A 20,259-nucleotide genomic window follows, 5' to 3' on the forward strand; every position below is an offset into this window, starting at 1 on the left:
GTCGCCTTTCCGGGGTTTCAGGCGCGGCGCTTGGTCCAGACGTCGTAGGCGACCGCGATGAGCAGGACGAGACCCTTCACGAGCATCACGCGCTCGCTGGGCGCGCCGATCAGCGACATGCCGTTGTTGATCACGCCCATGATCAGGCCGCCGGTGATGGCGCCGACGACCTTGCCGACACCGCCCTGCACCGCCGCGCCGCCGATGAACGCGGCCGCGATGGCGTCGAGCTCGAACGACGCGCCCGCGGTCGGACCGGCCTGGTTGAGCCGGCCGGCGAAGATCACGCCGGCGAGCGCGGCCAGCGCGCCCATGTTGACGAACACCCAGAACGTGACGGCCTTGACCTTCACGCCGGACAGCGTGGCGGCCTGCAGGTTGCCGCCGATCGAGTAGATGTGCCGTCCGAACACGGAGTTGTTCGCCATCAGCGAGTAGCCGAGCGCGAGCGCCGCGAGCAGCACGAGCACCCACGGCAGGTTGCGGAACCGGGCGAGCTGCACGACGACGGCCATCACGACGACGGCCACACCGACGATCTTGAGCACGAACACCGGCATCGGGTCCACGCTCTGGCCGTAGCCGAGCCGCGCGGACCGCTTGCGCCACTGCGACAACGCGAACCCGGCGACGCAGGCGAGCCCGGCGAGCAGGCTCACCAGGTCGGCGCCGCCCAGCGGGCCGAGACCGATGTTGCCGAGGTAGCCGCCCGTGAAGCCGTTCGACAGCGACCGGATCTCGTCGGGGAACGGGCCGATGCCCTGGTTGCCGAGCGTCGTCAGGGTGAGCGCGCGGAACACCAGCATGCCCGCCAGCGTCACGATGAACGCCGGGATGCCGAAGTACGCGATCCAGTAGCCCTGCGCCGCGCCGATCACCGCGCCCGACAACAGGGTCAGCAGCACCGCCACCGGCCACGGCAGTCCCCATTGGACGGTCAGCACCGCGCAGATCGCGCCCGTCAGCGCCACGGTCGAGCCGACCGACAGGTCGATGTGGCCGCCGATGATCACGAGGATCATGCCGATCGCGAGGATCAGCACGTACGAGTTCTGCACGATGATGTTCGAGATGTTCTGCGGCTGCAGCAACGCCCCGTCCGTCAGCACCGTGAACAGCACGACGATCAGCGCGAACGCGACGTAGATGCCCGACTGCCGCAGGTTGATCGAGAACCGCCGCGGCTCGGACGGTGGGGCGGCGGCCGGTGACGGCGCGATCTTCGTGGTCATGAGCTCTGTCCTCGTGTCATGAACTGCATGAGACGTTCCTGCGTGGCCTCTTCACGGCTCACCTCGCCGGTGATGCGGCCTTCCGACAGCGCGTACACGCGGTCGCACAGGCCGAGGAGCTCCGGCAGCTCCGACGAGATCACCAGCACCGCGCGGCCCTGGGCGGCGAGGTCGTTGATGATCGAGTAGATCTCGTACTTCGCGCCGACGTCGATGCCGCGCGTCGGCTCGTCGAGGATCAGCACGTCCGGGTCGGTGAACATCCACTTCGCCAGCACGACCTTCTGCTGGTTGCCGCCCGACAACGTGCCGGTCGGCGTCGACACCGAGGACGTCCGGATGCCCATCGACCGGCGGAACCGCTCCGCGACCGTGTACTCCTCGTTCTCGTTGACCCACCCGCGGCTCGCCAGCTTGTCCAGCGCGGCCGCGGAGACGTTGCGCTGCACGCCGTCGATCAGGTTGAGCCCGTAGCGCTTGCGGTCCTCGCTGACGTACGCGATGCCGTGGTCGATCGCCCCGCGCACGGTCCGGGTGTCGATCTCCCGGCCGTCCTTGACCACGCGGCCGGACACGCCGACGCCGTACGACCGACCGAACACGCTCATCGCGAGCTCCGTGCGGCCGGCGCCCATCAGCCCGGCGAGACCGACGATCTCACCGCGCCGCAACGTGAGCGTGGCGCCGTCGACGACCTTGCGGTCCGGCTGCGCGGGGCTGTGCACGGTCCAGTCCTCGATCCGCAGGATCTCCTCGCCGACGTCCGGGGTGCGCGGCGGGAACCGGTGCTCGAGGTCGCGGCCGACCATGCCGGCGATGATGCGTTCCTCGCTCAGTCCCGCGGCGGGCAGCGTCTCGATCGTCTTCCCGTCGCGCAGCACGGTGACCGTGTCGGCGATCCTGGTGACCTCGCCCAGCTTGTGGGAGATGATCACGCAGGTGATGCCCTCGGCGCGCAGGCCGTCGAGCAGGTCGAGCAGGTGCTGCGAGTCGTCGTCGTTGAGCGCCGCCGTCGGCTCGTCCAGGATGAGGAGCTTGACCTCCTTGGACAGCGCCTTGGCGATCTCGACGAGCTGCTGCTTGCCGACGCCGAGGTCGTTCACCGGGGTCGTCGGGTTCTCCCGCAGCCCCACCCGGTCGAGCAACGCCTGTGCCTCGTGGTTGGTGCGGTTCCAGTCGATGAACCCGCGCCGCGCCCTCTCGTTGCCCAGGAACAGGTTCTCCGCCACCGAGAGCTGACCGCACAGCGCCAGCTCCTGGTGGATGATCACGATGCCGCGGCGCTCGCTGTCGCGAACGCCGTCGAACGAGCACGGCTCGCCCTCGAAGAGGATGTCGCCCTCGTACGTGCCGTGCGGGTGCACCCCGGACAGCACCTTCATCAGCGTGGACTTGCCCGCGCCGTTCTCACCGCAGATCGCGTGGATCTCACCGCGCCGCACGGTCAGCGAGACCTCGTGCAGCGCGGTGACCCCCGCGAACCTCTTGGTGATGCCGCGCATCACCAGGACGTCTTCGGACACCGGACCTACCTGAGCTGGTCGGCGGTGTAGTAGCCGGAGTCGATGAGTTCCTTCTGGTAGTTCGCCTTGTCGACCGGCACCGGCTGCAGCAGGAACGACGGCACGACCTTGACACCGTTGTCGTAGTCCTTGGTGTTGTTCACCTCGGGCTTGCCGCCCTTGAGGACCGCGTCGGCCATCTTCACCGTGACGTCGGCGAGCAGGCGGGTGTCCTTGTGGATCGTGGAGTACTGCTCACCGGCGATGATCGACTTCACCGACGCGACCTCGGCGTCCTGACCGGTGACGATCGGGTAGGCCTGGCCGGCCGTGCCGTAGCCACCGCTCTTGAGCGCGGAGAGGATGCCGATGGAGATGCCGTCGTAGGGGGACAGGACGCCGTCGACCTTGGCACCGCCGTAGGTCGAGGTGAGGATGTCCTCCATGCGCTTCTGCGCGGTGGCCGGGTCCCAGCGCAGGATCGCGACGGTCTTGAAGTCCTTCTGGCCCGACTTGACGACGAACTTGCCCTGGTCGATGAGCGGCTGGAGCACGGACATCGCGCCGTTGAAGAAGAACGTGGCGTTGTTGTCGTCGGGCGACCCGGCGAACAGCTCGATGTTGAACGGGCCCTCGCCCTTGGTCTTGAGACCCGCCACCAGCGAGTTCGCCTGCTCGACGCCGACCTTGAAGTTGTCGAACGTCGCGTAGTAGTCGACGTTCGGGCTCTTGCGGATCAGCCGGTCGTAGGCGATCACGGGGATCTTCGCGTCGGCGGCCTGCTGCAGCTGCGACGTGATGGCCGTGCCGTCGATCGACGCGACGATCAAGAGCTTGGCGCCCTTGGTGATCTGGTTCTCGATCTGGTTGGCCTGGGTGGGGATGTCGTTCTCCGCGTACTGGAGGTCGACCTTGTACCCCTTGCCCTCGAGGGCCTTCTTGATGTTGTCGCCGTCGTGGATCCAGCGTTCCGACGACCGGGTGGGCATGGTGACGCCGACCAGCGCGCCGTCGCTGGACCCGCTCTGCTGGTCGACCGTCTTCTCCGCGGAACCGCAGGCGGCGAGGGTGACGGCGAGTGCGGTGGTGGCCGCGATCCGGGCAAGCCTCATTGCTTCTCCTCGATGGCACCGACAGGCAACAGTGCTGTAGGCGGCGAGTGTTATCGCTAACAACATTGCCGTCAAGTGTCATCTGGATAACGCCAGGTAATGCCTGTTAGCGCTCACAGGAGAAGGGCTTCAATTGAGACGCGCCCGCTGCCACCAGCGGTGACGGCGGGCGCGTCCCCCGGTGCGGTCAGGCAGTCTTGCAGGTCTTCCCGCCGATCGAGAAGACGGTCGGGTCGGCGCCGGTGCCGGACCCGTTGAATCCGATGTGGACGGACTTGCCGGGCTCGACCCTGCCGTTCCACGACATGCTGGTCGCCGTCACGTCACGACCGGTCTGGCTCCACGTCGCGGACCAGCCCGAGGTCACCTTCTGCGTACCGGGCAGGGCGAAGCCGAGCCGCCACGACGGCCAGGTCGCCGTACCGGTGTTGGTGATCTTCACCTGCGCCGACAGGCCGTCCTGCCACCGGCCCGCGGTGAAGGAGACCTCGCAGTCCGCCTTCGGGGTCGGGGTCCCGGACTTCTCCGCCGCCCAGCCCGACACCCACGCGAGCGCGGAGTTCCAGTTGATCGCCACCTCGTTCACCGAGTAGGCGCCGATGTCGTCCACCCAGCACTTCTGCTGCGGGCAGCCGGTCAGCAGCCGCTGGGCCACCGGGTCCTGCAGGGCGCTGTTCGGGCCGCCGGAGAGCGAGCCGGGCGGGGCGATCGGCAGGGTCGGGTCGTTCTGCCGGGCCCAGAACCGGTGGTGGGCGTTGGTCATGGCCTGCTCGCCGTAGCCCGCCACGTACGAGGTGCTCAGCGGGTTGCGGCCGAGGACGTAGTGCAGTGCCTCGAACACGCCCTCGCGGTACTTCGCGGCGCCGGTGAAGTCGTGGGCGAGCGCGAGGACCTGGGCGTTGTTCAGGACCGTGGAGTTCGAGCCCCAGACGTAGCCCGCCGTGCTGTTGTCGTACGGCGCGGCGTAGCCCATGCCCGCCATGGACGTCAGGTGCTGGTCCGCCACGGAGGCGAACGCCGACTTGATCGCGGTGACGTCCGCCGCGGGCAGCGAGGTCGGCACCAGGGCCAGGGTGATATCGCCCAGTGGCGCCGTGCCGCCCCAGTGGAACCCGCCGCGGTTCAGGCTCGCGGCCTTGTAGTGCGGCGAGGCCGTGACGTCGGTCCGGTAGGCGCTCTCGCCCGTGGTCGCGAACAGTTCCGCCGCGGCCCAGTAGAACTCGTCGCTCACGGTGTCGTCGCTGTAGGCGCCACCGCCGGTGCCGTCGTTCGGGTCGGCGAGCTTGGCCGGGTTCGCCTTGGCCGCCGTGTACGCCTTGCGGGCGGCGGTGAGCAGCGTCGCGGAGTACGCGGCGTCGACGCCCTTCCAGAGCCGGGACGCCTGGGCGGCCACCGCGGCCAGGTTCAGTGTCGCGGCCGTGCTCGTCGCGGACAGCCGGCGCGGCTGGTCGTCCAGTTCGGGACGGGTGGGAAGCGCGGTCCAGTTCGCGTCGTGGATCTTGTGGTGCGCCATGCCGTCGGGCGCCTGCATCTTGAGCAGGAAGTCTGCCTCCCAGCGCGCCTCGTCGAGGAGGTCAGGCACGCCGTTGGCCTTCTCCGGGATGTTGAGCGCGCCGTCGCGGTACGCGGACGCGTCGCCGACGCGCGCCGCCCGTTCGTAGGCGTTGAGGAGCTGCCAGGTCGCGATGCCGCCGTTGACGACGTACTTGCCGTGGTCGCCCGCGTCGTACCAGCCGCCGCGCACGTCGAGGGTGTAGCCGCAGGCGAGATCGGCGCGGCACGGCACGTTGTCGTCACCCTGGTTGGGCGCGACGTTGAGGTGCCCGGCCGGCCGCGCGTACTCGTCGCCGACGTACTGCGCCTCGATCGGCGTGCCGCTGCGCTGGTGGTAGAAGAACGCGAGCGAGTCGTAGCGCAGCTTCTTGACCGGGTCCGCCGAGATGTCGAACGGGAAGCTCGTGTCCTCGCCGACGGACAGCGTGTAGCCGGTGCCCGGCGTGTCGAACGACGAGAAGTCGATCTGGTGCACCGAGTCGCCGGACGTCGCGTCCGCGCCCTTCGGCGTGCTCTGGCCCGAGGCCACCGCCGCGCCGGCCGAGTTCTTCAGCGTCCACGGTTGCGGGGTCGTGGCGGCGGAGACGTGCGTCGCGTGCTTGGGCAGGCCCGGCACGTACGCCACCAGGTCGACCTGGACCTTCTTGGCGGGGTTGGGGTTCACGCCGCCGGGAGGCTTGACGCCGCCGACGACCGAGATGTTGTCCACGCAGATCGTGTTGTCCGCGGGCTGCCCGCCCAGTTGGAACGCGACCTGGCCGTTGCCCGCGTCCGGGAAGTCCAGAGTGGACGTGAAGGTGAAGGAGAACCGCTGCTTCGTCGGGGAGACGGCGAACTGCTGGCTCGCGATCCCGCGGTAGGGGCTCACGCTCTCGCCGGCCGCGGCCGTCACGGGTTGCTCGGTCGTGGCGCGGGCGTCGAACGCGAAGGTGTAGGACTGGCCGGTCTCGAACGGCACGCCGTTCTGGCCGATCAGGGCGTCCCAGGGGTTCGTCGTGCCACCGGTGACCGCCGCGCACAGTTCGCCGCCGGTGACCCGGTTGGTGACGCCGGCGCCGGCCCACCAGGGATCGGCCGAACCGGACTCGAACGTGCCGTTGAGCACGCGCTCGTAGTCGGCGGCGTACGCGGGAGGGGCGAGCGGTGTCGCGGCGAGCGCCACGAGCAGCGTCGCGGTGAGCAGGCGTGGGGATCTCATGGTCGCGAAGTTCTCCGTCTACGTCGACGACAGTGTCTGGGAGCGCTCCCAGGCGACCGTAGGCGGAGTTCGCGGGGCTCTACAACCCCTCGGTGGTACCGACTTCCGCGTTCGACGGGTGATTCGACTCGAATCAGCGCATGGTGACCGCGCGCCACTCGTCCGAGACGCTCGGGGACCCTTCCGCGGGCCGGTTCTCGCGGTACCAGTCGACGATGCGCTGCCTGCCGCGGTCGGTGATGTGGTAGCCGAGGTGGTCACCCTCGGGAGCGAGGATCAGCGCGCTCTTCAGCGCGAGCGCGATGGCGTCCCTGCGGCACATGCTCTGCAGCAGCCACGGCCACACCATGCCCTGCGCGGTCATCCAGAGCACGCGCAGCAGCGCCGTCTCCGGGAGCTCGGCGGCGCCGTCCGGGGAATTGTCGAAGAACCTGCCGGCGTGCATCCGTTGCCTCCGCTCATCATCCGCTCACATGGCGTAATACGGCCTGATCGGAGCTGTGGTTCAGAAGTGCTTCCGCAGCGAATGCGAACGGGTCAGGCGCTCGCCCTGCGGACCAGCGACGTCGGCAGCAGCATCTGCTGCGGCAGCTTCTCCTCGCCGGCCAGTTCGGCGAGCAGCCGCCAGGTCATCGTCCGGCCGAACCCCTCGACGTCCTGGCGCACGGTCGTCAGCGGCGGCACGGCGGTCGAGGCGAGCACGGAGTCGTCGAACCCGACGACCGCCACGTCCTCGGGGATGCGGTAGCCGCGCGTCTGCAGCACCCGCAACGCGCCCAGCGCCATGATGTCCGCGGCGACGAAGACCGCGTCGAGGTCGGGTGCCCTGCGCAGCAGCTCCTCCATCGCGAGGGCGCCGCTCTCGGGCGTGAAGTCGGTGCTGTGCGCGACGAGGTCCACGGGCATGCCGTGCTCGGCGAGCCCGCACCGCCAGCCGCTCAGGCGGTCCATGCCCACTGCCATGTCGTGGGGACCGGCGATGGTGGCGATCTTCTGCCGTCCCAGGGAGATCAGGAACCGCACGGCGCCCAGAGCGCCGTTGAAGTTGTCCGCGTCGACGAACGGGACGGTGCCGCCCACGAGCGGGCGGCCGCCCACCACCGTGGGCAGCCCCGTCTCGTGCAACGTCCTCGGCAACGGGTCCTCGCCGTGCAGGCTCACGACGAGGGCGCCGTCGACGTGCCCGCCGGTGAGGTAGGCGACCTGGTCCTCACCGTCGAGCGGCTGGTTCATCATCAGCAGGAGCTGGACGTGCCGTCCCGCGAGCTCGGCGTGCACCCCGCGTAGCACGCCGGCGAAGAACGGGTCGGCCAGCACCTGGCTGCCCTGCTCCGAGATCACCAGCGCGATCGCGTTCGCCTTGCTGCCCGCGAGGGTGCGCGCGGCGTGGTTGGGGCTGTACCCGAGCATCGCGATCGCGCGGTGGACCTCCTGGCGCGACCGCTCGCTCACGTACTTCTCGCCGTTGATCACCCTGGAGACGGTGGACTTCGACACCCCGGCCACGCGCGCGACCTCCTCGATGCGAGGGCCGGGGCGCCGACTCCTGCCTTCGGTCATGAGACGGCGACCAGCGCGTTGTCGCGAGCCACCCTGCTGTACCACCTCGCACTCATCTTCGGCGTGCGGATCTGGGTGTCGTAGTCGACGTGGACGATGCCGAACCGCTTCGCGTACCCCTCGGCCCACTCGAAGTTGTCCAGCAGCGACCAGCAGAAGTAGCCGCGCAGGTCGACGCCCGCCTCGATCGCCGCGTGGGCGGCGCGCAGGTGGGACGCGATGAAACCGGTGCGGTCCACGTCGTCGATCGCACCGTTGCCCGAGAAGTCGTCGCGGAACGCGGCGCCGTTCTCGGTGATGTAGAGCGGCAGCTTCGGGTAGTCGTTGTGCACCCGCAGCAGCACGGTGGTGAGCCCGTCCGGGCGGACCTCCCAGCCCATGTCGGTGATGGGGGCGTCCCGCGGCGGGAACGACGCGCTCCGCACGCCGACCCACGGCGACGGCCCGGCCTCGCCGTTGGGCGACGAGCTGACGTAGTGCTCGGTGTAGTAGTTCACGCCGAGCATGTCCATCGGCGCGGAGATCACGTCGAGGTCGCCGTCGTGGATGTGCCCGGAGAACCCGAACGGCTCGAGGTCCTCGAGGATGTCGGCCGGGTACTCCCCGCGCAGCAACGGGTCCAGGAAGATCCGCTGCTGCAGGCCGTCGAGCCGGCGCGCGACATCGATGTCGCCGGGGTTCGAGGGGTCCACGGGGATGATCGGGTACATGTTGAGCGTGATGCCCACCTTGGCGTCCGGCTGGGCGGCGCGGATGGTGTCGGTGGCGAGCCCGTGCGCGAGCAGCAGGTGGTGCACGGCGGCGACGGCGGCCTCCGGCTCCGTGCGGCCCGGCGCGTGGATCCCCCCGGCGTAGCCCAGGAAGGCCGAGCACCACGGCTCGTTCATCGTCGTCCAGGTGCCGACCCGGTCCCCGAGCGCCTCCACGGTGGCGGCCGCGTAGTCGGCGAAGCGGAACGCGGTGTCGCGGTTCGCCCAGCCGCCGGCCTCCTCGAGCTTCTGCGGGAGGTCCCAGTGGTAGAGCGTTGGCCACGGCACGATGTCGTGCGCCAGCAACGAGTCGACCAGCCGCTGGTAGAAGTCGAGGCCCGCCTGGTTGACCTTGCCGCCGTCCGGCCGCACGCGCGGCCAGGCGATCGAGAAGCGGTAGGCCTTGATCCCCAGGTCCGCCATCATGGCGACGTCCTGCTCGAAGCGCCGGTAGTGGTCGGCGGCGGGTTCACCGCAGTCGCCGCCCACCACCTTGCCGGGCTGCCGGCAGAACTCGTCCCAGATGGAGTCGGTGCGGCCGTCGACGTCGGTCGCTCCTTCCACCTGGAACGCGGCGGTCGCGGCTCCCCACAGAAAACCCTGCGGGAAAACAATGTTCTCCATTTTCACCCCTTGACGGCGCCCTGCATGACACCGGCGACGATCTGCCGCCCGAGAACCAGGAACACGATGAGCACCGGAACCGTGGCGAGCGTGGTCCCGGCGAGGACGAGCGAGTAGTCGACGTAGTAACCGCTCTGCAGCTTCTCCAGCGCGACCTGGAGAGTCGGGTTGTCGGCGTTGAGCACGACGAGCGGCCACAGGAAGTCGTTCCAGGACTGCATGAACGTGAACACGCCCAGCATCGCGGCGGCCGGCCGGGCGGCGGGCAGCGCGACGTGCCAGAACGCGCGCCACAGGCTGCAGCCGTCCATCCGGGCGGCCTCGACGAGCTCGTCCGGGATGGCGTCGAGCAGGTACTGCCGCATCCAGAACACGCCGAACGCCGTGACGAGGTTCGGCACGATCACGGCTTCCAGCTCGCCAGCCCAGCCGAACTCGGCCATCGCCATGTAGAGCGGGATGATGCCGAGCTGGGTCGGCACCGCGAGCGTCGCGACGACGAACAGGAACAGCACGCCGCGGCCGCGGAACTTCAGCTTGGCGAACGCGAAACCGGCCAGTGTGGACAGCAGCACGACCGAGAACGTCACCGTGCCGGACACGATGAAGCTGTTGCCCAGCGCCTTCCAGAACGGGACGGTGTCGAACACGCGCACCGCGTTCGACCAGAAGTTCCCGCCGGGGATCAGCGTGAAGTCCCCGGTCAGCACCGAGTTGTCGCGGCTCGCGACGAGGAACGACCAGTAGAACGGGAAGGCGGAGCCGAGCACGAACGCGCCGAGGATCCCGTAGATCGCGAAGGACGGTCGTTTCATCATTTGACGGCCCTCCTGGTGAGGAAGAAGTTGAGGCCGGCAACGGCAATGATGATCATGAACAGCACCCAGGCGATCGCAGAGGCGTAGCCGAGGTCGGAGCCCTGGAACGCGGACTGGTAGAGGTAGAGCACGACGGTCTGGTACTGGTGCTCCGCGCCGCCGCCGCTGCCACCGGAAGGCTCGAACAGCTTCGGTTCGGTGAAGATCTGCAGACCACCGATGGTCGAGGTGACGACCACGAAGATCAGCGTCGGCTTCAGCAGCGGGAGCGTGATGCTGAAGAACCGCCGCAGCGCGCTCGCGCCGTCCACCAGCGCGGCCTCGTAGACGTCCTTCGGGATCGCCTGCATCGCCGCGAGGATGATCAGCGCGTTGTAGCCCGTCCACCGCCAGTTGACCATCGACGCGATGGCGACGTGGCTGCCGAACGTGCTGGCCTGCCAGTCGATCGGGTCGATGCCGATCAGCCCGAGCACGTCGTTCACCAGGCCGTACTGCGGCCCGAAGAGGTTGCCGAAGATGATCGTCAACGCCACGAGGCTCGCCACGTACGGGAGCAGCACGCCCATCCGCCAGCCGGTGCGGGCCCGCAGGTTCGCGTTCAGCAGTGCCGCGATCACGATCGCGACGACGATCTGCGGTGCGCTCGAGAGCAGGAAGATGCTGAAGGTGTTGAAGAGGGCGTTCCAGAACTGGTCGTCCTGGAACAGCGTGCTGTAGTTCTCGAACCCGATGAACGGCGTCTCGTCGGCGCCGATCTCCCAGTCGAACAGGGAGACGTAGGCCGTGTAGAGCAGGGGGAACAACCCGATGGCGAAGAACAGCACGAAGAAGGGCGCTACGAACAGGTACGGCGACACCTTGGCGTCCAGGTTGGACATCCGGTACCGCCGCGGAGGCCGCGGGCGAGCCTCCTGCGCTCGCCCGCGGTCGACCTTGGAGAGAGTGGCGGTCACTACTTGGCCGCCTTCTGAGCGCCTTCGACGGCGGCCTTCCACGCCTCGTCAGACGACTTGCCCTGTTCGACGGACAGCAGCGCCGGGCTGAAGACCGTCTCCTGGATCTGGCCGTCGGCCGGACCCTTGTACTGCGCGGCCTTGATCTTCTTGGCCTGCGTGGCGAACAGCGCGCCGGCCTTGACGTCACCGAAGTAGGCGTTGGTCTGGTCCAGCAGTTCCGGCGCGTCGAGCGCCTTCACCTGGCTCGGGAACGTGCCCTTGGCCTTGAACGCCTTGATCTGCTGCTCCGGCGCGGTCAGCCAGGCGGCGAGCTCGGCGGCCTTCTTGGCGTTCTTGCTCTGCTTCGGCACCGTCAGGTAGGAGCCACCCCAGTTGCCGCCACCGTTCGGGAACGCGTCGGTGACCGCCCACTTGCCCTTGTTCTCGGGGCCGGCCTGCGACTCGACCACGCCGAGCATCCACGAGGGGCAGGTCTTGGTGGCGAACTTGCCGAGCTTGAAGCCGGTGTTCCACTCGTTGCTGAACGCACCGAGCCGAGCCGACTGTCCCTTGGCGACAGCGGCGGTCACCGTGGTCCAGTTCTTCTTGATGTCGGCGTTGCTGTCCACGACCAGCTTGTCGGACTTGTCGTAGTAGCCCGTCTCGAGCTGGTTGTGCATGGCGTTGTAGACCTGGGCGGCGCTGTCGAACCAGCCGACACCGGGAACCTTCGCGATGAACTGGTCACCGGCGGCGAAGTAGCTGTCCCACGTGGCGAAGAGCGCCTTCACACCCTCGGGGTCGGACGGCAGACCGGCCTGCTCGAACAGGTCCTTGCGGTAGCACATGGCCAGCGGACCGATGTCGGTCCCGTAGCCCATGAGCTTGCCGTCCTTGGTGGTGATCGCCTCGGTCTTCCACTTCAGCCAGCGGTCGTCCTCGACCTTCGGGCCGATCTCCTTGAGATCGTTGAACTGCCCGGACTTCGACATGAACTGGCTGAGGTAGCCCTCTTCGACGCCCTCGATGTCCGCGAGGCCGGAGCCGGCGCCGAGCTTGGTGAAGAGGTTCTGGTGGTGGGGCTGGCCCTGACCGGTCTTGCGCTGCGTGATCTTGACGTCCGGGTGGGCCGCCTCGTACTCCTTGAACAGCTCTTCGTAGCCGAACTCGTTGAACGTAGCGATCGTCAGCTCGGTCTTGCCATCGGCGGACTGACTGGCCCCGCCTGACCCGCACGCTGTGGTGACGGCGGCTGTGGTGGCGGCACAGATCAGCGCACTGATCCAACGGTGTCGCACGGGAGAACTCCTCTGGTCTCGGCGGCGGGTTCTGGGAGCGCTCCCAGACGGGGCAGAGTGTCGTCCCGCTTTCGAACGTGTGTCAAGACACACTTCGGGCTGGGCCTGCGACTTTGCGGTGCGGTCGGGCGGGTGACCTCGTTGTTCATGGCTCAGGTCACAGTTTTGAAACCTGGGAGCGTTCCCGGAAATGTGGCCGTTGGGTTAACACTGCGTGCGGTGCTCGGTACTCAGCGCGTCGAGTGGGTGGGTTCGCGCTGGCTGGGTGGGGTGCGGGAACGGGGGGTGCGGTGGTGCGGCCGAACGGAGGTGTGGGCTCCGGCGGATGCGTTGTGGAGGGTGGTGGCGCGTCCGCGCGGAGGTGCCGGTTGTGGCGGTGCGCTGCGGAGGGTGGTGGCGCGGAAAGGGAAGTGCCGGCACGTCTGGCGAGGCGCGCCAGTGGCGCTCACCCGCATCACCGCCTTGGTCGCGCATCGCCGCCTCGGCCGCGCGTCACCGGCGGTGGCCGCCTCCAGCGGTTGCCCGCGCCCCACCGCGCCCGGCTGGACGTGCCGCTTCCCCGCGCGCCCGCGTCGCCTCAGCGGGCCGTCGCCCGACCGCAGGTCCGACCGGCAGCGTCAGGCGCTCGCCCGCCGCACCAGCGACGTCGGCAGCAGCAGCGACGGCGGCAGCCCCGAGTCCCCGGCCAGCTCGCCCAGCAGCCGCCACGTCATCGTGCGCCCGAGCTGCTCCACGTCCTGCCGCACCGTCGTCAGCGGCGGAGTGGCGGTCGACGCGAGCAGCGAGTCGTCGAACCCCACCACGGCCACGTCCTCGGGCACGCGCCGGCCGCGCGCGTGCAGCACCTGCAGTACGCCCAGCGCGATGATGTCGGCGGCGACGAAGACGGCGTCGATGTCCGGTGCCCGGCGCAGCAGCTCCTCCATCGCGAGCGCGCCGCTCTCCGGCGTGAAGTCGGCCTCCGCCACGAGGTCCGCGGCGAGCCTCGCCTCGCCCAGGCCCCGGCGCCAGCCGCTGAGGCGGTCGAGGCCCGCCGCCATGTCGCGCGGGCCCGCCACGGTGGCGATCCGGGTGCGGCCGAGGGAGACGAGGTGCCGGACGGCGTCGAGGCCGCCGGTGAAGTTGTCCGAGTCGACGAACGGGACGGTGCCCGCGGCGAGCGGGCGGCCGCCGACCACCACCGGCAGGCCGATCTCCTGCAGGCGGCGGGGGAGCGGGTCGTCGCCGTGCAGGCTCACCAGCAGCGCGCCGTCCACGTGGCCGCTCGCGAGGTAGGCGATCAGGTCGTCGTGGTCCTCGGGGCGGCTCAGCATGAGGAGCAGCTGGATGCGGCGGCCGGTCAGTTCGGCGTGGACACCGCGCAGGACGCCCGCGAAGAACGGGTCGCCGAGGACGCGGCTGCCCTGCTCCGAGACGATCAGGGCGAGGGCGTTCGCCTTGCTGCCCGCGAGGGAGCGGGCGGCCTGGTTCGGGCTGTAGCGCAGGTGGGTGATGGCGGTGTGCACCGCGTCGCGCGCCTTGGCGCTCACGTACTGCTCGCCGTTGATCACCCGGGAGACCGTCGACTTGGACACGCCGGCCAGCCGCGCGACCTCCTCGATGCGCGGGCCTGGCCGTCGGTGCCGGTCGATCTCCGTCATGTCGCCCATCGTAGGAGTCGGCGGGCGCCAGATCGAACGTGACGAAACGCCCTTGTGAGAGCGCTATCACATTGTGGGAACGGGGCGGGACGCCTGTGCCGCGCAGAACGTCCCGCCCCGAGGTCGGTCAGGGCTCGGTGCCCCACGCCAGGGACCCGCCGCTGTGGGCGGTGGTCCGGTCGAAGTTGGTCAGGGTGGAGCTGACCCGGTAGCTGTGGTCGTCGGCCTGGTTGAACGAGGACCAGTCGGACTTCGCCGCCCGCACCTGGACCTCGCCCGTGCTCGCGCCCGCGGCGAGGGTGCCGGACGTGAACGCGACCTCCAGGTACGCGTCGGCCCCGGTACGCGCCGCGGCGAGCCGGACCACCCGGACCTGCACGTTCGCGCAGCCGATCTGCGCCCAGTCGCACCACGTCTGGAAGTTCGCCGACGGCGCGTCGCCGGTGAACCAGTACCTGATCGTCGTGCCGGTGAGGGCGACCGGTGCCGTGCCGCGGTTCGTCAGCGCCAGGGTGGCGCCGATCTGGTTCGAGGTCGCGGCCCCGGAACCCCGGTGCTGCACGGCGAGACCACCGGACGGGCCGGGCAGCGTCCGGACGGCGACCGGCGTGCTCGCGGCCGAGACGTTGCCCGACGCGTCCCGCGCGCGGACCGCGAACGAGTACGCCGTGTCGGGCGTCAGTCCGGTGATCCGCAGGCTGGTCGCCGCGGTCGAGCCCGTGACGGTAGTGCCGTTCAGGACGTCGTAGGCGGCGACCCCGACGTTGTCCGCGGCCGCCGTCCAGCTCAGCGTGACGCCGGTGGCGTCGGCACCCGAGGCGGTCAGTCCACTCGGGATGGACGGCGGCTCGGTGTCGGCCACGCCGCCGCCGGGCTCGGTGCCCCACAGCACCTTCCCGTCCTGGCGCAGCACGATCCGGTCGGTCTGCACGACCGCGTTGCCCGTGCCGAGTCCGGTGATCGACCAGTCGTTGGACGGGTCCCACGTGCCGGTGCTGGTGATCCGGAACTGGACCTCCTTGCGGTACGCGGACTGTCCGGCCGGCGCCACGCCGGTGCACGGGATCTCCACGTAGTACACCGATCCGCTGTGCTGCACGGGCGCACTGGCCGCGCCGCACTGGTTGTAGTTCGTGGTGACCGCGATCTGGCTTGCCGTGGTGGCGCCGTCGAGCGTGAAGTAGTAGCGCAGCGTGCCGTTGAACGTCCGCGCGGGCCACGCGCTCTTGTTCAGCACGAAGGCCTTGATCTCGGTGAACTGGGCCGCGCTCTGGTTGACGGAGGCCTGCACGGTCAGCTCGGGGCCGTCCGGGGTCTCGGCCACCGGGAACGAGGTCAGGGGTGTGCCGCCGTACTCGCCGTACAGGCGCGCCAGCGCACCCGTGAAGCCCGCGTTGTAGTCGAGTGCGACCTCGTTCATCACGTAGTCGCTGCGGCTGTCGGCGTAGGCGTCGTTGTTGGTGCTCGGCCCGCCGACCAGCGCGCCGTGCAGCACGTGCCGGCTCACCGCGGGCTCCTGGATGCTGTCTGCCCACGACCCGTGCGCGCCCCGGTGGTGCGGGTTGCGCGGCGGGTTCACGCCGAACCCGACGACGTAGCTCGCGCCGCGCGGGTTGTCGCCGAGCGCGTAGTCGATCTGCCGGACCCCGAAGTCGTGGTAGGTCCTCGCCCGCGCACTGTCGCGTGTGGACAGCCAGTCCGAGTAGGTCAGCGCGGCGAACGCGGTGTTGGCCGCGTACCGCAGCGAACCCCAGCTGTCGAGCACGGCTTGGCCGCCGGGGGAGTAGCGCACCCGGTTGCCGTTGTAGCCCGTGGTCCAGAAGTCGAGCCAGCGGTTCGCGTCGGTGATGTAGGTCTGCTCGCCGGTGAGCTTGGCCATCAGCACGTAGGCGCCGTAGGACTTGTCGTCCCACGCGATGGTCCACTTGTAGGAGCGTTCGGAGCTCTGCGGCTCGGTGCCGAGCTTCTGGTACTCCGCCTTGGCCTTCGTGAGGTAGCTCGCGTCACCGGTGGCGCGGTGCAGCCAGATCGCGCCCCAGACCAGCTCGTCCTGGTAGCCGCTCCAGGAGTTGTAGAAGCTCGCGGCGTCGGTGATGCAGGAGCTGTACTTGCCGCGGTAGGTGTCCGCGAACGAGTAGAGCTGCTTGGCGTGCGTGAGGAGCGTCGCCGCGTAGGTCGGGTCGGTGGCCTGGAAGACCATCGACGCCGACGCCATCGCCGCCGCGTACTCGCCGGCGAGGTCGGAGCCGGGGCACGAGGCGTCCACCTTGTACGACGGACGGGCCATCGGCATCACCTCCGCCGACCCCCACCAGGCGTGGTCGGGGTTGCCCGCGCCGACCTGCCCGTAGACGACGTTCGGCGACGGGTGCGCCTTGATGATCCAGTCCGTGCCGTGCCGCAGGTTCGCGAGCAGGTGCGGGAGCTGGCCGGAGCTCGCGTACGCGGCGCGGTTCTCCACCGCGCCCCACGCGAGCATCGACATGCTGAACGCGAACGGCAGCCCGAACTTCACGTGGTCGCCCGCGTCGTAGAAGCCGCCGGACAGGTCGAGCCCCACGTCGGAGCCGTCGCGCAGCGCCGAGTCCGCCCGCCAGCTCACCCGGTTGCCGCTGGGCAGCCGTCCGGACCGCTGGGCGTCGTAGAACCAGACCGACTTCTGCAACGCCTCCCCGTAGTTGAACGCGGGCGCCGCGGCGGCAGGTGCCACCACCGGACCGGCCACCATGACGAGCACAGCGGCGAGCACCGCTCTCAACGCGCGACCCTGCACGACGGCCTCCGATGCCCGAGACAACTCTGGGAGCGCTCCCAGATTCAGCGACTGTAACGGTCACGAAAGCGTTGCGGCAGAGCGATTTCGCGTTCGACGTCGAATCGACTGCGCGGCCTGTCCGCTCCGGATTGCGGTGGCTACAGTGCGGCCCTCTGGGAACGCTCCCAGAATCGGGAGGTGAGTCGTGCTTGGACGACGTTTCGCCGCGCTGACAGCGGGTTTCGCCGCGGTGGCCGGGAGCATCGGGCTGGCGGTCGTGGCCCCGGCCGCCGCGGCGCCGGGCTGCAAGGTCGACTACGCGGTGCCGAGCCAGTGGCAGGGCGGGTTCACCGCGAGCGTGGCCATCACGAACGTCGGCGACCGCGTCGACGGCTGGCGCCTCACCTGGACGTGGCCGTCCGGGCAGCAGGTCACCCAGGCGTGGAACGCCACCGTCACGTCGTCCGGTGGCCAGGTCACCGCGGCGGACGCGGGCTACAACAAAGTCATCGAACCGAACGCCACGGTGTCGTTCGGTTTCAACGGCAGCTGGTCTGGCGCCAACACCGCGCCGCAGTCGTTCGCCCTCAACGGCGTCACCTGCACCGGCAACCCCGGCACGACCACGACCACCACCACGACGACGACCACGGGCAACCCGGTGCCGGGCGACGCGATGGCACAGGTAGCGGCGATGCAGCCGGGCTGGAACCTCGGCAACACGCTCGACGCCACCGGGAGCGACGAGACCTCGTGGGGCAACCCGCGCGTCACGGAAGCGTTGCTGGACAACGTGAAGGCGCAGGGCTTCAAGAGCATCCGCATCCCCGTCACCTGGGGGCAGCACCAGGCGGCGGACCACACCATCGAGGCGGCGTACCTCAACCGGGTCAAGGAGGTCGTTGGCTGGGCGCTCGCGGACGGTTTCCAGGTGATGATCAACATCCACCACGACTCGTGGCAGTGGATCTCCGCCATGCCGTCGAACCGGGCCGGCGTCCTCACCCGCTACAACGCGATCTGGACGCAGCTCGCGACCGCCTTCCGGGACTCGCCGAAGCAGCTCGTGTTCGAGAGCGTGAACGAGCCGCAGTTCACCGGCAGCTCCGGTGACGCCCAGAGCGCCCAGCTGCTGCACGAGCTCAACTCGTCGTTCCGCGACATCGTGCGGCGTTCGGGCGGCACCAACGCGACCCGCCTGCTCGTGCTGCCCACCCTGCACACGTCCGCGGACCAGGCGCGGCTCGACGAGCTGGCCACGTCGATGAGCGGCTTCAACGACACCAACCTGGTCGCGACCGTGCACTACTACGGCTACTGGCCGTTCAGCGTGAACGTGGCGGGCGGCACGCGCTACGACGCGACCGCGCAGAAGGACCTGACCGACGCGTTCGACCGCGTGTACGACACCTTCGTCGCGCGGGGCGTGCCGGTGGTCCTCGGTGAGTACGGGCTGCTCGGCTTCGACCGCCACACCGGCACGATCGAGCAGGGCGAGAAGCTCAAGTTCTTCGAGCACCTCGGCTACTACGCGCGCATCAAGAAGATCACCACGATGCTGTGGGACAACGGCCAGCACCTCGGCCGCACGTCGTTCCAGTGGAGCGACCCCGAACTGGCCGCGCAGATCAAGGCCGGCTGGAGCACCCGGTCCGGCACGGCGTCGACCGACCAGGTGTTCAGCGCCCGCTCCAGCGCCGTCACCGCGAAGACGATCACGTTGAACACCAACGGGACCACGTTCACCGGCCTGCGCCAGGGCAGCACGGACCTGGTGCGCGGCACCGACTACACGGTCTCCGGCGACCAGCTCACCCTGACCGCGGCGGCGATGACCCGGCTCAGCGGATCACGGGCCTACGGCACGAACTCCGTGCTGCACGCCCACTTCTCCGCGGGCGTGCCGTGGCGGATCAACCTGATCACCCACGACGTCCCGGTGCTCGCGGGCGCGACCGGCACCACCGCGGCGTTCGCGATCCCGACGACCTTCCGCGGCGACCTGCTCGCCACGATGGAGGCGAGGTACGCCGACGGCTCGAACGCCGGGCCGCACAACTGGACCTCCTACAAGGAGTTCGACCGGGCGTTCGCGCCGAACTACACCACTGGCGTCACGACGCTGACCCCGGAGTTCTTCGCCGAGGTCAACGACAACGCGCGGGTGACGCTGACGTTCCACTACTGGAGCGGCGCCACCGTCACCTACTACGTCACGAAGTCGGGCAGCGCGGTCACGGGAACTACGTGACCTTGAGGCCGCGGCGCAGCGCCTCCACCTCGTCCGCGAACATCCGGCGGGAGATCTCCGCGCTCTCGACGAGCGAGGACCCGTGGAACGTGCCGGGGTAGAGGCGCAGCTCGGTCGGCACGCCGGCGTGGGCGAGGCGGCGCGCGTACTCGACGCCCTCGTCGCGCAGCGGGTCGTACTGGCAGGTGGTGACGAACGCCGGCGGGAGCCCGGAGAGGTCGGTCGCGCGGGCTGGGGCGGCGTACGGCGAGACGTCGTCGCCGCCGGGTTCGGTGCCGAGGTAGGCGGTCCAGCTGTAGATGGCGTTGGGGCGGTTCCACAACGGGGTGTCGACGTAGTCGCGCATCGAGTCGGTGTCGAGCCGGTCGTCGAGCTCCGGGATGCCGAGGAGCTGGAACGCGAGCTCGGGGCCACCGCGGTCGCGGGCGAGCAGCACGGTCCCGGCGGTCAGCCCGCCCCCGGCGCTCTCGCCGCCGATCCCGAGCCGGGCGGGGTCGATGCCGAGCTCGGCGGCCTTCGCCGCGGTCCACTGCAGGGCGGCGTAGCAGTCCTCGACGGGTGCGGGGAACGGGTGCTCGGGCGCGAGCCGGTAGTCCACGGAGACGATCACGACGTCCAGTGCGTCGACGAGCTTGAGCACGTGCGCCTCGAACATCTCGACGCTGCCGACGATGAACCCGCCGCCGTGGATGTAGACCAGGCCGGGCACCGCGCCCTGCCGTTCGGCCCGCCGGTAGACCCGCACCCGCACGTCCGGGGCGCCGGACGGGCCGGGCACCGTCTCGTCGCGCACGTCGATCCGGTTCGCCGGTTCGTAGGACGGCATGAGGCCCGCGAGTTCCGCCTGCTGGCCGCGAGCCGCGACCAGGGCGTCGTAGTCGGTCATGGTCAGCTGCGGCAGCATGTCGAGCCAGGGCAGCAGTTCGGGATCCAGGTCGTAGCTCATGGACTCCATCCTCGGCGCGGGGCGGCGGTGCGGGCAGCCGACACGTGGCGGGCGCTTCGGCCGTCCGGCCAGCCACCTGTCG

General features: G+C 69.6%; 14 protein-coding genes. 1 reads left to right on the forward strand and 13 read right to left on the reverse strand.

Annotated elements, in window-relative coordinates:
* Positions 1–17 precede the first annotated feature (17 nt).
* The 12 genes from mmsB to ABZX02_RS30590 all read right to left on the reverse strand — a co-directional run bounded on the left by mmsB (position 18) and on the right by ABZX02_RS30590 (position 17,022).
* Positions 18–1,232: a multiple monosaccharide ABC transporter permease gene (gene mmsB, locus ABZX02_RS30535; protein ID WP_355303193.1), complete on the reverse strand. Its 1,215-nt coding sequence runs from the start codon at positions 1,230–1,232 to the stop codon at positions 18–20.
* Positions 1,229–2,734: a multiple monosaccharide ABC transporter ATP-binding protein gene (gene mmsA, locus ABZX02_RS30540; protein WP_355303538.1), complete on the reverse strand. Its 1,506-nt coding sequence runs from the start codon at positions 2,732–2,734 to the stop codon at positions 1,229–1,231. Before mmsA ends, mmsB begins: the two co-directional genes overlap by 4 nt.
* A gap of 26 nt (positions 2,735–2,760) precedes the next feature.
* Positions 2,761–3,846 (reverse strand): multiple monosaccharide ABC transporter substrate-binding protein, encoded by a 1,086-nt coding sequence (gene chvE, locus ABZX02_RS30545; RefSeq protein WP_355303194.1) that lies wholly within the window; start codon positions 3,844–3,846, stop codon positions 2,761–2,763.
* 187 nt (positions 3,847–4,033) lie between these two features.
* Positions 4,034–6,598: a glycoside hydrolase family 9 protein gene (locus tag ABZX02_RS30550; RefSeq protein WP_355303196.1), complete on the reverse strand. Its 2,565-nt coding sequence runs from the start codon at positions 6,596–6,598 to the stop codon at positions 4,034–4,036.
* Positions 6,599–6,731: 133 nt separating this feature from the next.
* Positions 6,732–7,043, reverse strand: a complete 312-nt coding sequence (locus ABZX02_RS30555; protein WP_355303198.1) for a hypothetical protein — start codon at positions 7,041–7,043, stop codon at positions 6,732–6,734.
* A gap of 92 nt (positions 7,044–7,135) precedes the next feature.
* Positions 7,136–8,158 carry a LacI family DNA-binding transcriptional regulator gene (locus ABZX02_RS30560; protein ID WP_355303200.1) on the reverse strand — a complete coding sequence of 341 codons (1,023 nt, stop codon included), beginning with the start codon at positions 8,156–8,158 and terminating at the stop codon, positions 7,136–7,138.
* The gene (locus ABZX02_RS30565; protein ID WP_355303202.1) at positions 8,155–9,531 is read right to left on the reverse strand and encodes a GH1 family beta-glucosidase; all 1,377 of its coding nucleotides are present in this window, start codon (positions 9,529–9,531) and stop codon (positions 8,155–8,157) included. Before ABZX02_RS30565 ends, ABZX02_RS30560 begins: the two co-directional genes overlap by 4 nt.
* Positions 9,532–9,533: 2 nt before the next feature.
* Entirely contained in the window at positions 9,534–10,349 is an 816-nt protein-coding gene (locus ABZX02_RS30570; RefSeq protein WP_355303204.1) for a carbohydrate ABC transporter permease, read from the reverse strand.
* Positions 10,346–11,305: a sugar ABC transporter permease gene (locus ABZX02_RS30575; RefSeq protein ID WP_355303206.1), complete on the reverse strand. Its 960-nt coding sequence runs from the start codon at positions 11,303–11,305 to the stop codon at positions 10,346–10,348. The genes ABZX02_RS30570 and ABZX02_RS30575 overlap by 4 nt, the downstream gene beginning before the upstream one ends.
* A complete protein-coding gene (locus tag ABZX02_RS30580; protein ID WP_355303208.1) occupies positions 11,305–12,585 on the reverse strand; it encodes an ABC transporter substrate-binding protein in 1,281 nt (426 codons plus the stop codon). Before ABZX02_RS30580 ends, ABZX02_RS30575 begins: the two co-directional genes overlap by 1 nt.
* 617 nt (positions 12,586–13,202) lie before the next feature.
* Complete coding sequence (locus ABZX02_RS30585; protein ID WP_355303210.1) at positions 13,203–14,225, reverse strand: LacI family DNA-binding transcriptional regulator; 1,023 nt, start codon at positions 14,223–14,225, stop codon at positions 13,203–13,205.
* 127 nt (positions 14,226–14,352) lie between these two features.
* On the reverse strand, positions 14,353–17,022 hold the full coding sequence (locus tag ABZX02_RS30590; protein WP_355303212.1) for a glycoside hydrolase family 9 protein: 2,670 nt from the start codon (positions 17,020–17,022) through the stop codon (positions 14,353–14,355).
* A 163-nt stretch (positions 17,023–17,185) separates the two neighbouring features.
* Between ABZX02_RS30590 and ABZX02_RS30595 the strand changes: the two genes are divergently transcribed.
* The gene (locus ABZX02_RS30595; RefSeq protein ID WP_355303214.1) at positions 17,186–19,231 is read left to right on the forward strand and encodes a cellulase family glycosylhydrolase; all 2,046 of its coding nucleotides are present in this window, start codon (positions 17,186–17,188) and stop codon (positions 19,229–19,231) included.
* On the opposite strand, the gene ABZX02_RS30600 is transcribed toward ABZX02_RS30595, so the two are convergent.
* On the reverse strand, positions 19,224–20,177 hold the full coding sequence (locus ABZX02_RS30600) for an alpha/beta hydrolase (protein ID WP_355303216.1): 954 nt from the start codon (positions 20,175–20,177) through the stop codon (positions 19,224–19,226). The two genes, ABZX02_RS30595 and ABZX02_RS30600, sit on opposite strands and share 8 nt — an antisense overlap.
* Positions 20,178–20,259: the final 82 nt, after the last annotated feature.

The sequence above is a fragment of the Lentzea sp. NPDC003310 genome (genome assembly GCF_040610935.1).
GTDB lineage: Bacteria > Actinomycetota > Actinomycetes > Mycobacteriales > Pseudonocardiaceae > Lentzea.

Bases quoted from the DNA above. Each gene is read 5' to 3' on its own strand.
- mmsB (WP_355303193.1), bottom strand. From the start codon at position 1,232: ATGACCACGAAGATCGCGCCGTCACCGGCCGCCGCCCCACCGTCCGAG.
- mmsA (WP_355303538.1), bottom strand. From the start codon at position 2,734: ATGCGCGGCATCACCAAGAGGTTCGCGGGGGTCACCGCGCTGCACGAG.
- chvE (WP_355303194.1), bottom strand. From the start codon at position 3,846: ATGAGGCTTGCCCGGATCGCGGCCACCACCGCACTCGCCGTCACCCTC.
- ABZX02_RS30550 (WP_355303196.1), bottom strand. From the start codon at position 6,598: ATGAGATCCCCACGCCTGCTCACCGCGACGCTGCTCGTGGCGCTCGCC.
- ABZX02_RS30555 (WP_355303198.1), bottom strand. From the start codon at position 7,043: ATGCACGCCGGCAGGTTCTTCGACAATTCCCCGGACGGCGCCGCCGAG.
- ABZX02_RS30560 (WP_355303200.1), bottom strand. From the start codon at position 8,158: ATGACCGAAGGCAGGAGTCGGCGCCCCGGCCCTCGCATCGAGGAGGTC.
- ABZX02_RS30565 (WP_355303202.1), bottom strand. From the start codon at position 9,531: ATGGAGAACATTGTTTTCCCGCAGGGTTTTCTGTGGGGAGCCGCGACC.
- ABZX02_RS30570 (WP_355303204.1), bottom strand. From the start codon at position 10,349: ATGATGAAACGACCGTCCTTCGCGATCTACGGGATCCTCGGCGCGTTC.
- ABZX02_RS30585 (WP_355303210.1), bottom strand. From the start codon at position 14,225: ATGACGGAGATCGACCGGCACCGACGGCCAGGCCCGCGCATCGAGGAG.
- ABZX02_RS30600 (WP_355303216.1), bottom strand. From the start codon at position 20,177: ATGAGCTACGACCTGGATCCCGAACTGCTGCCCTGGCTCGACATGCTG.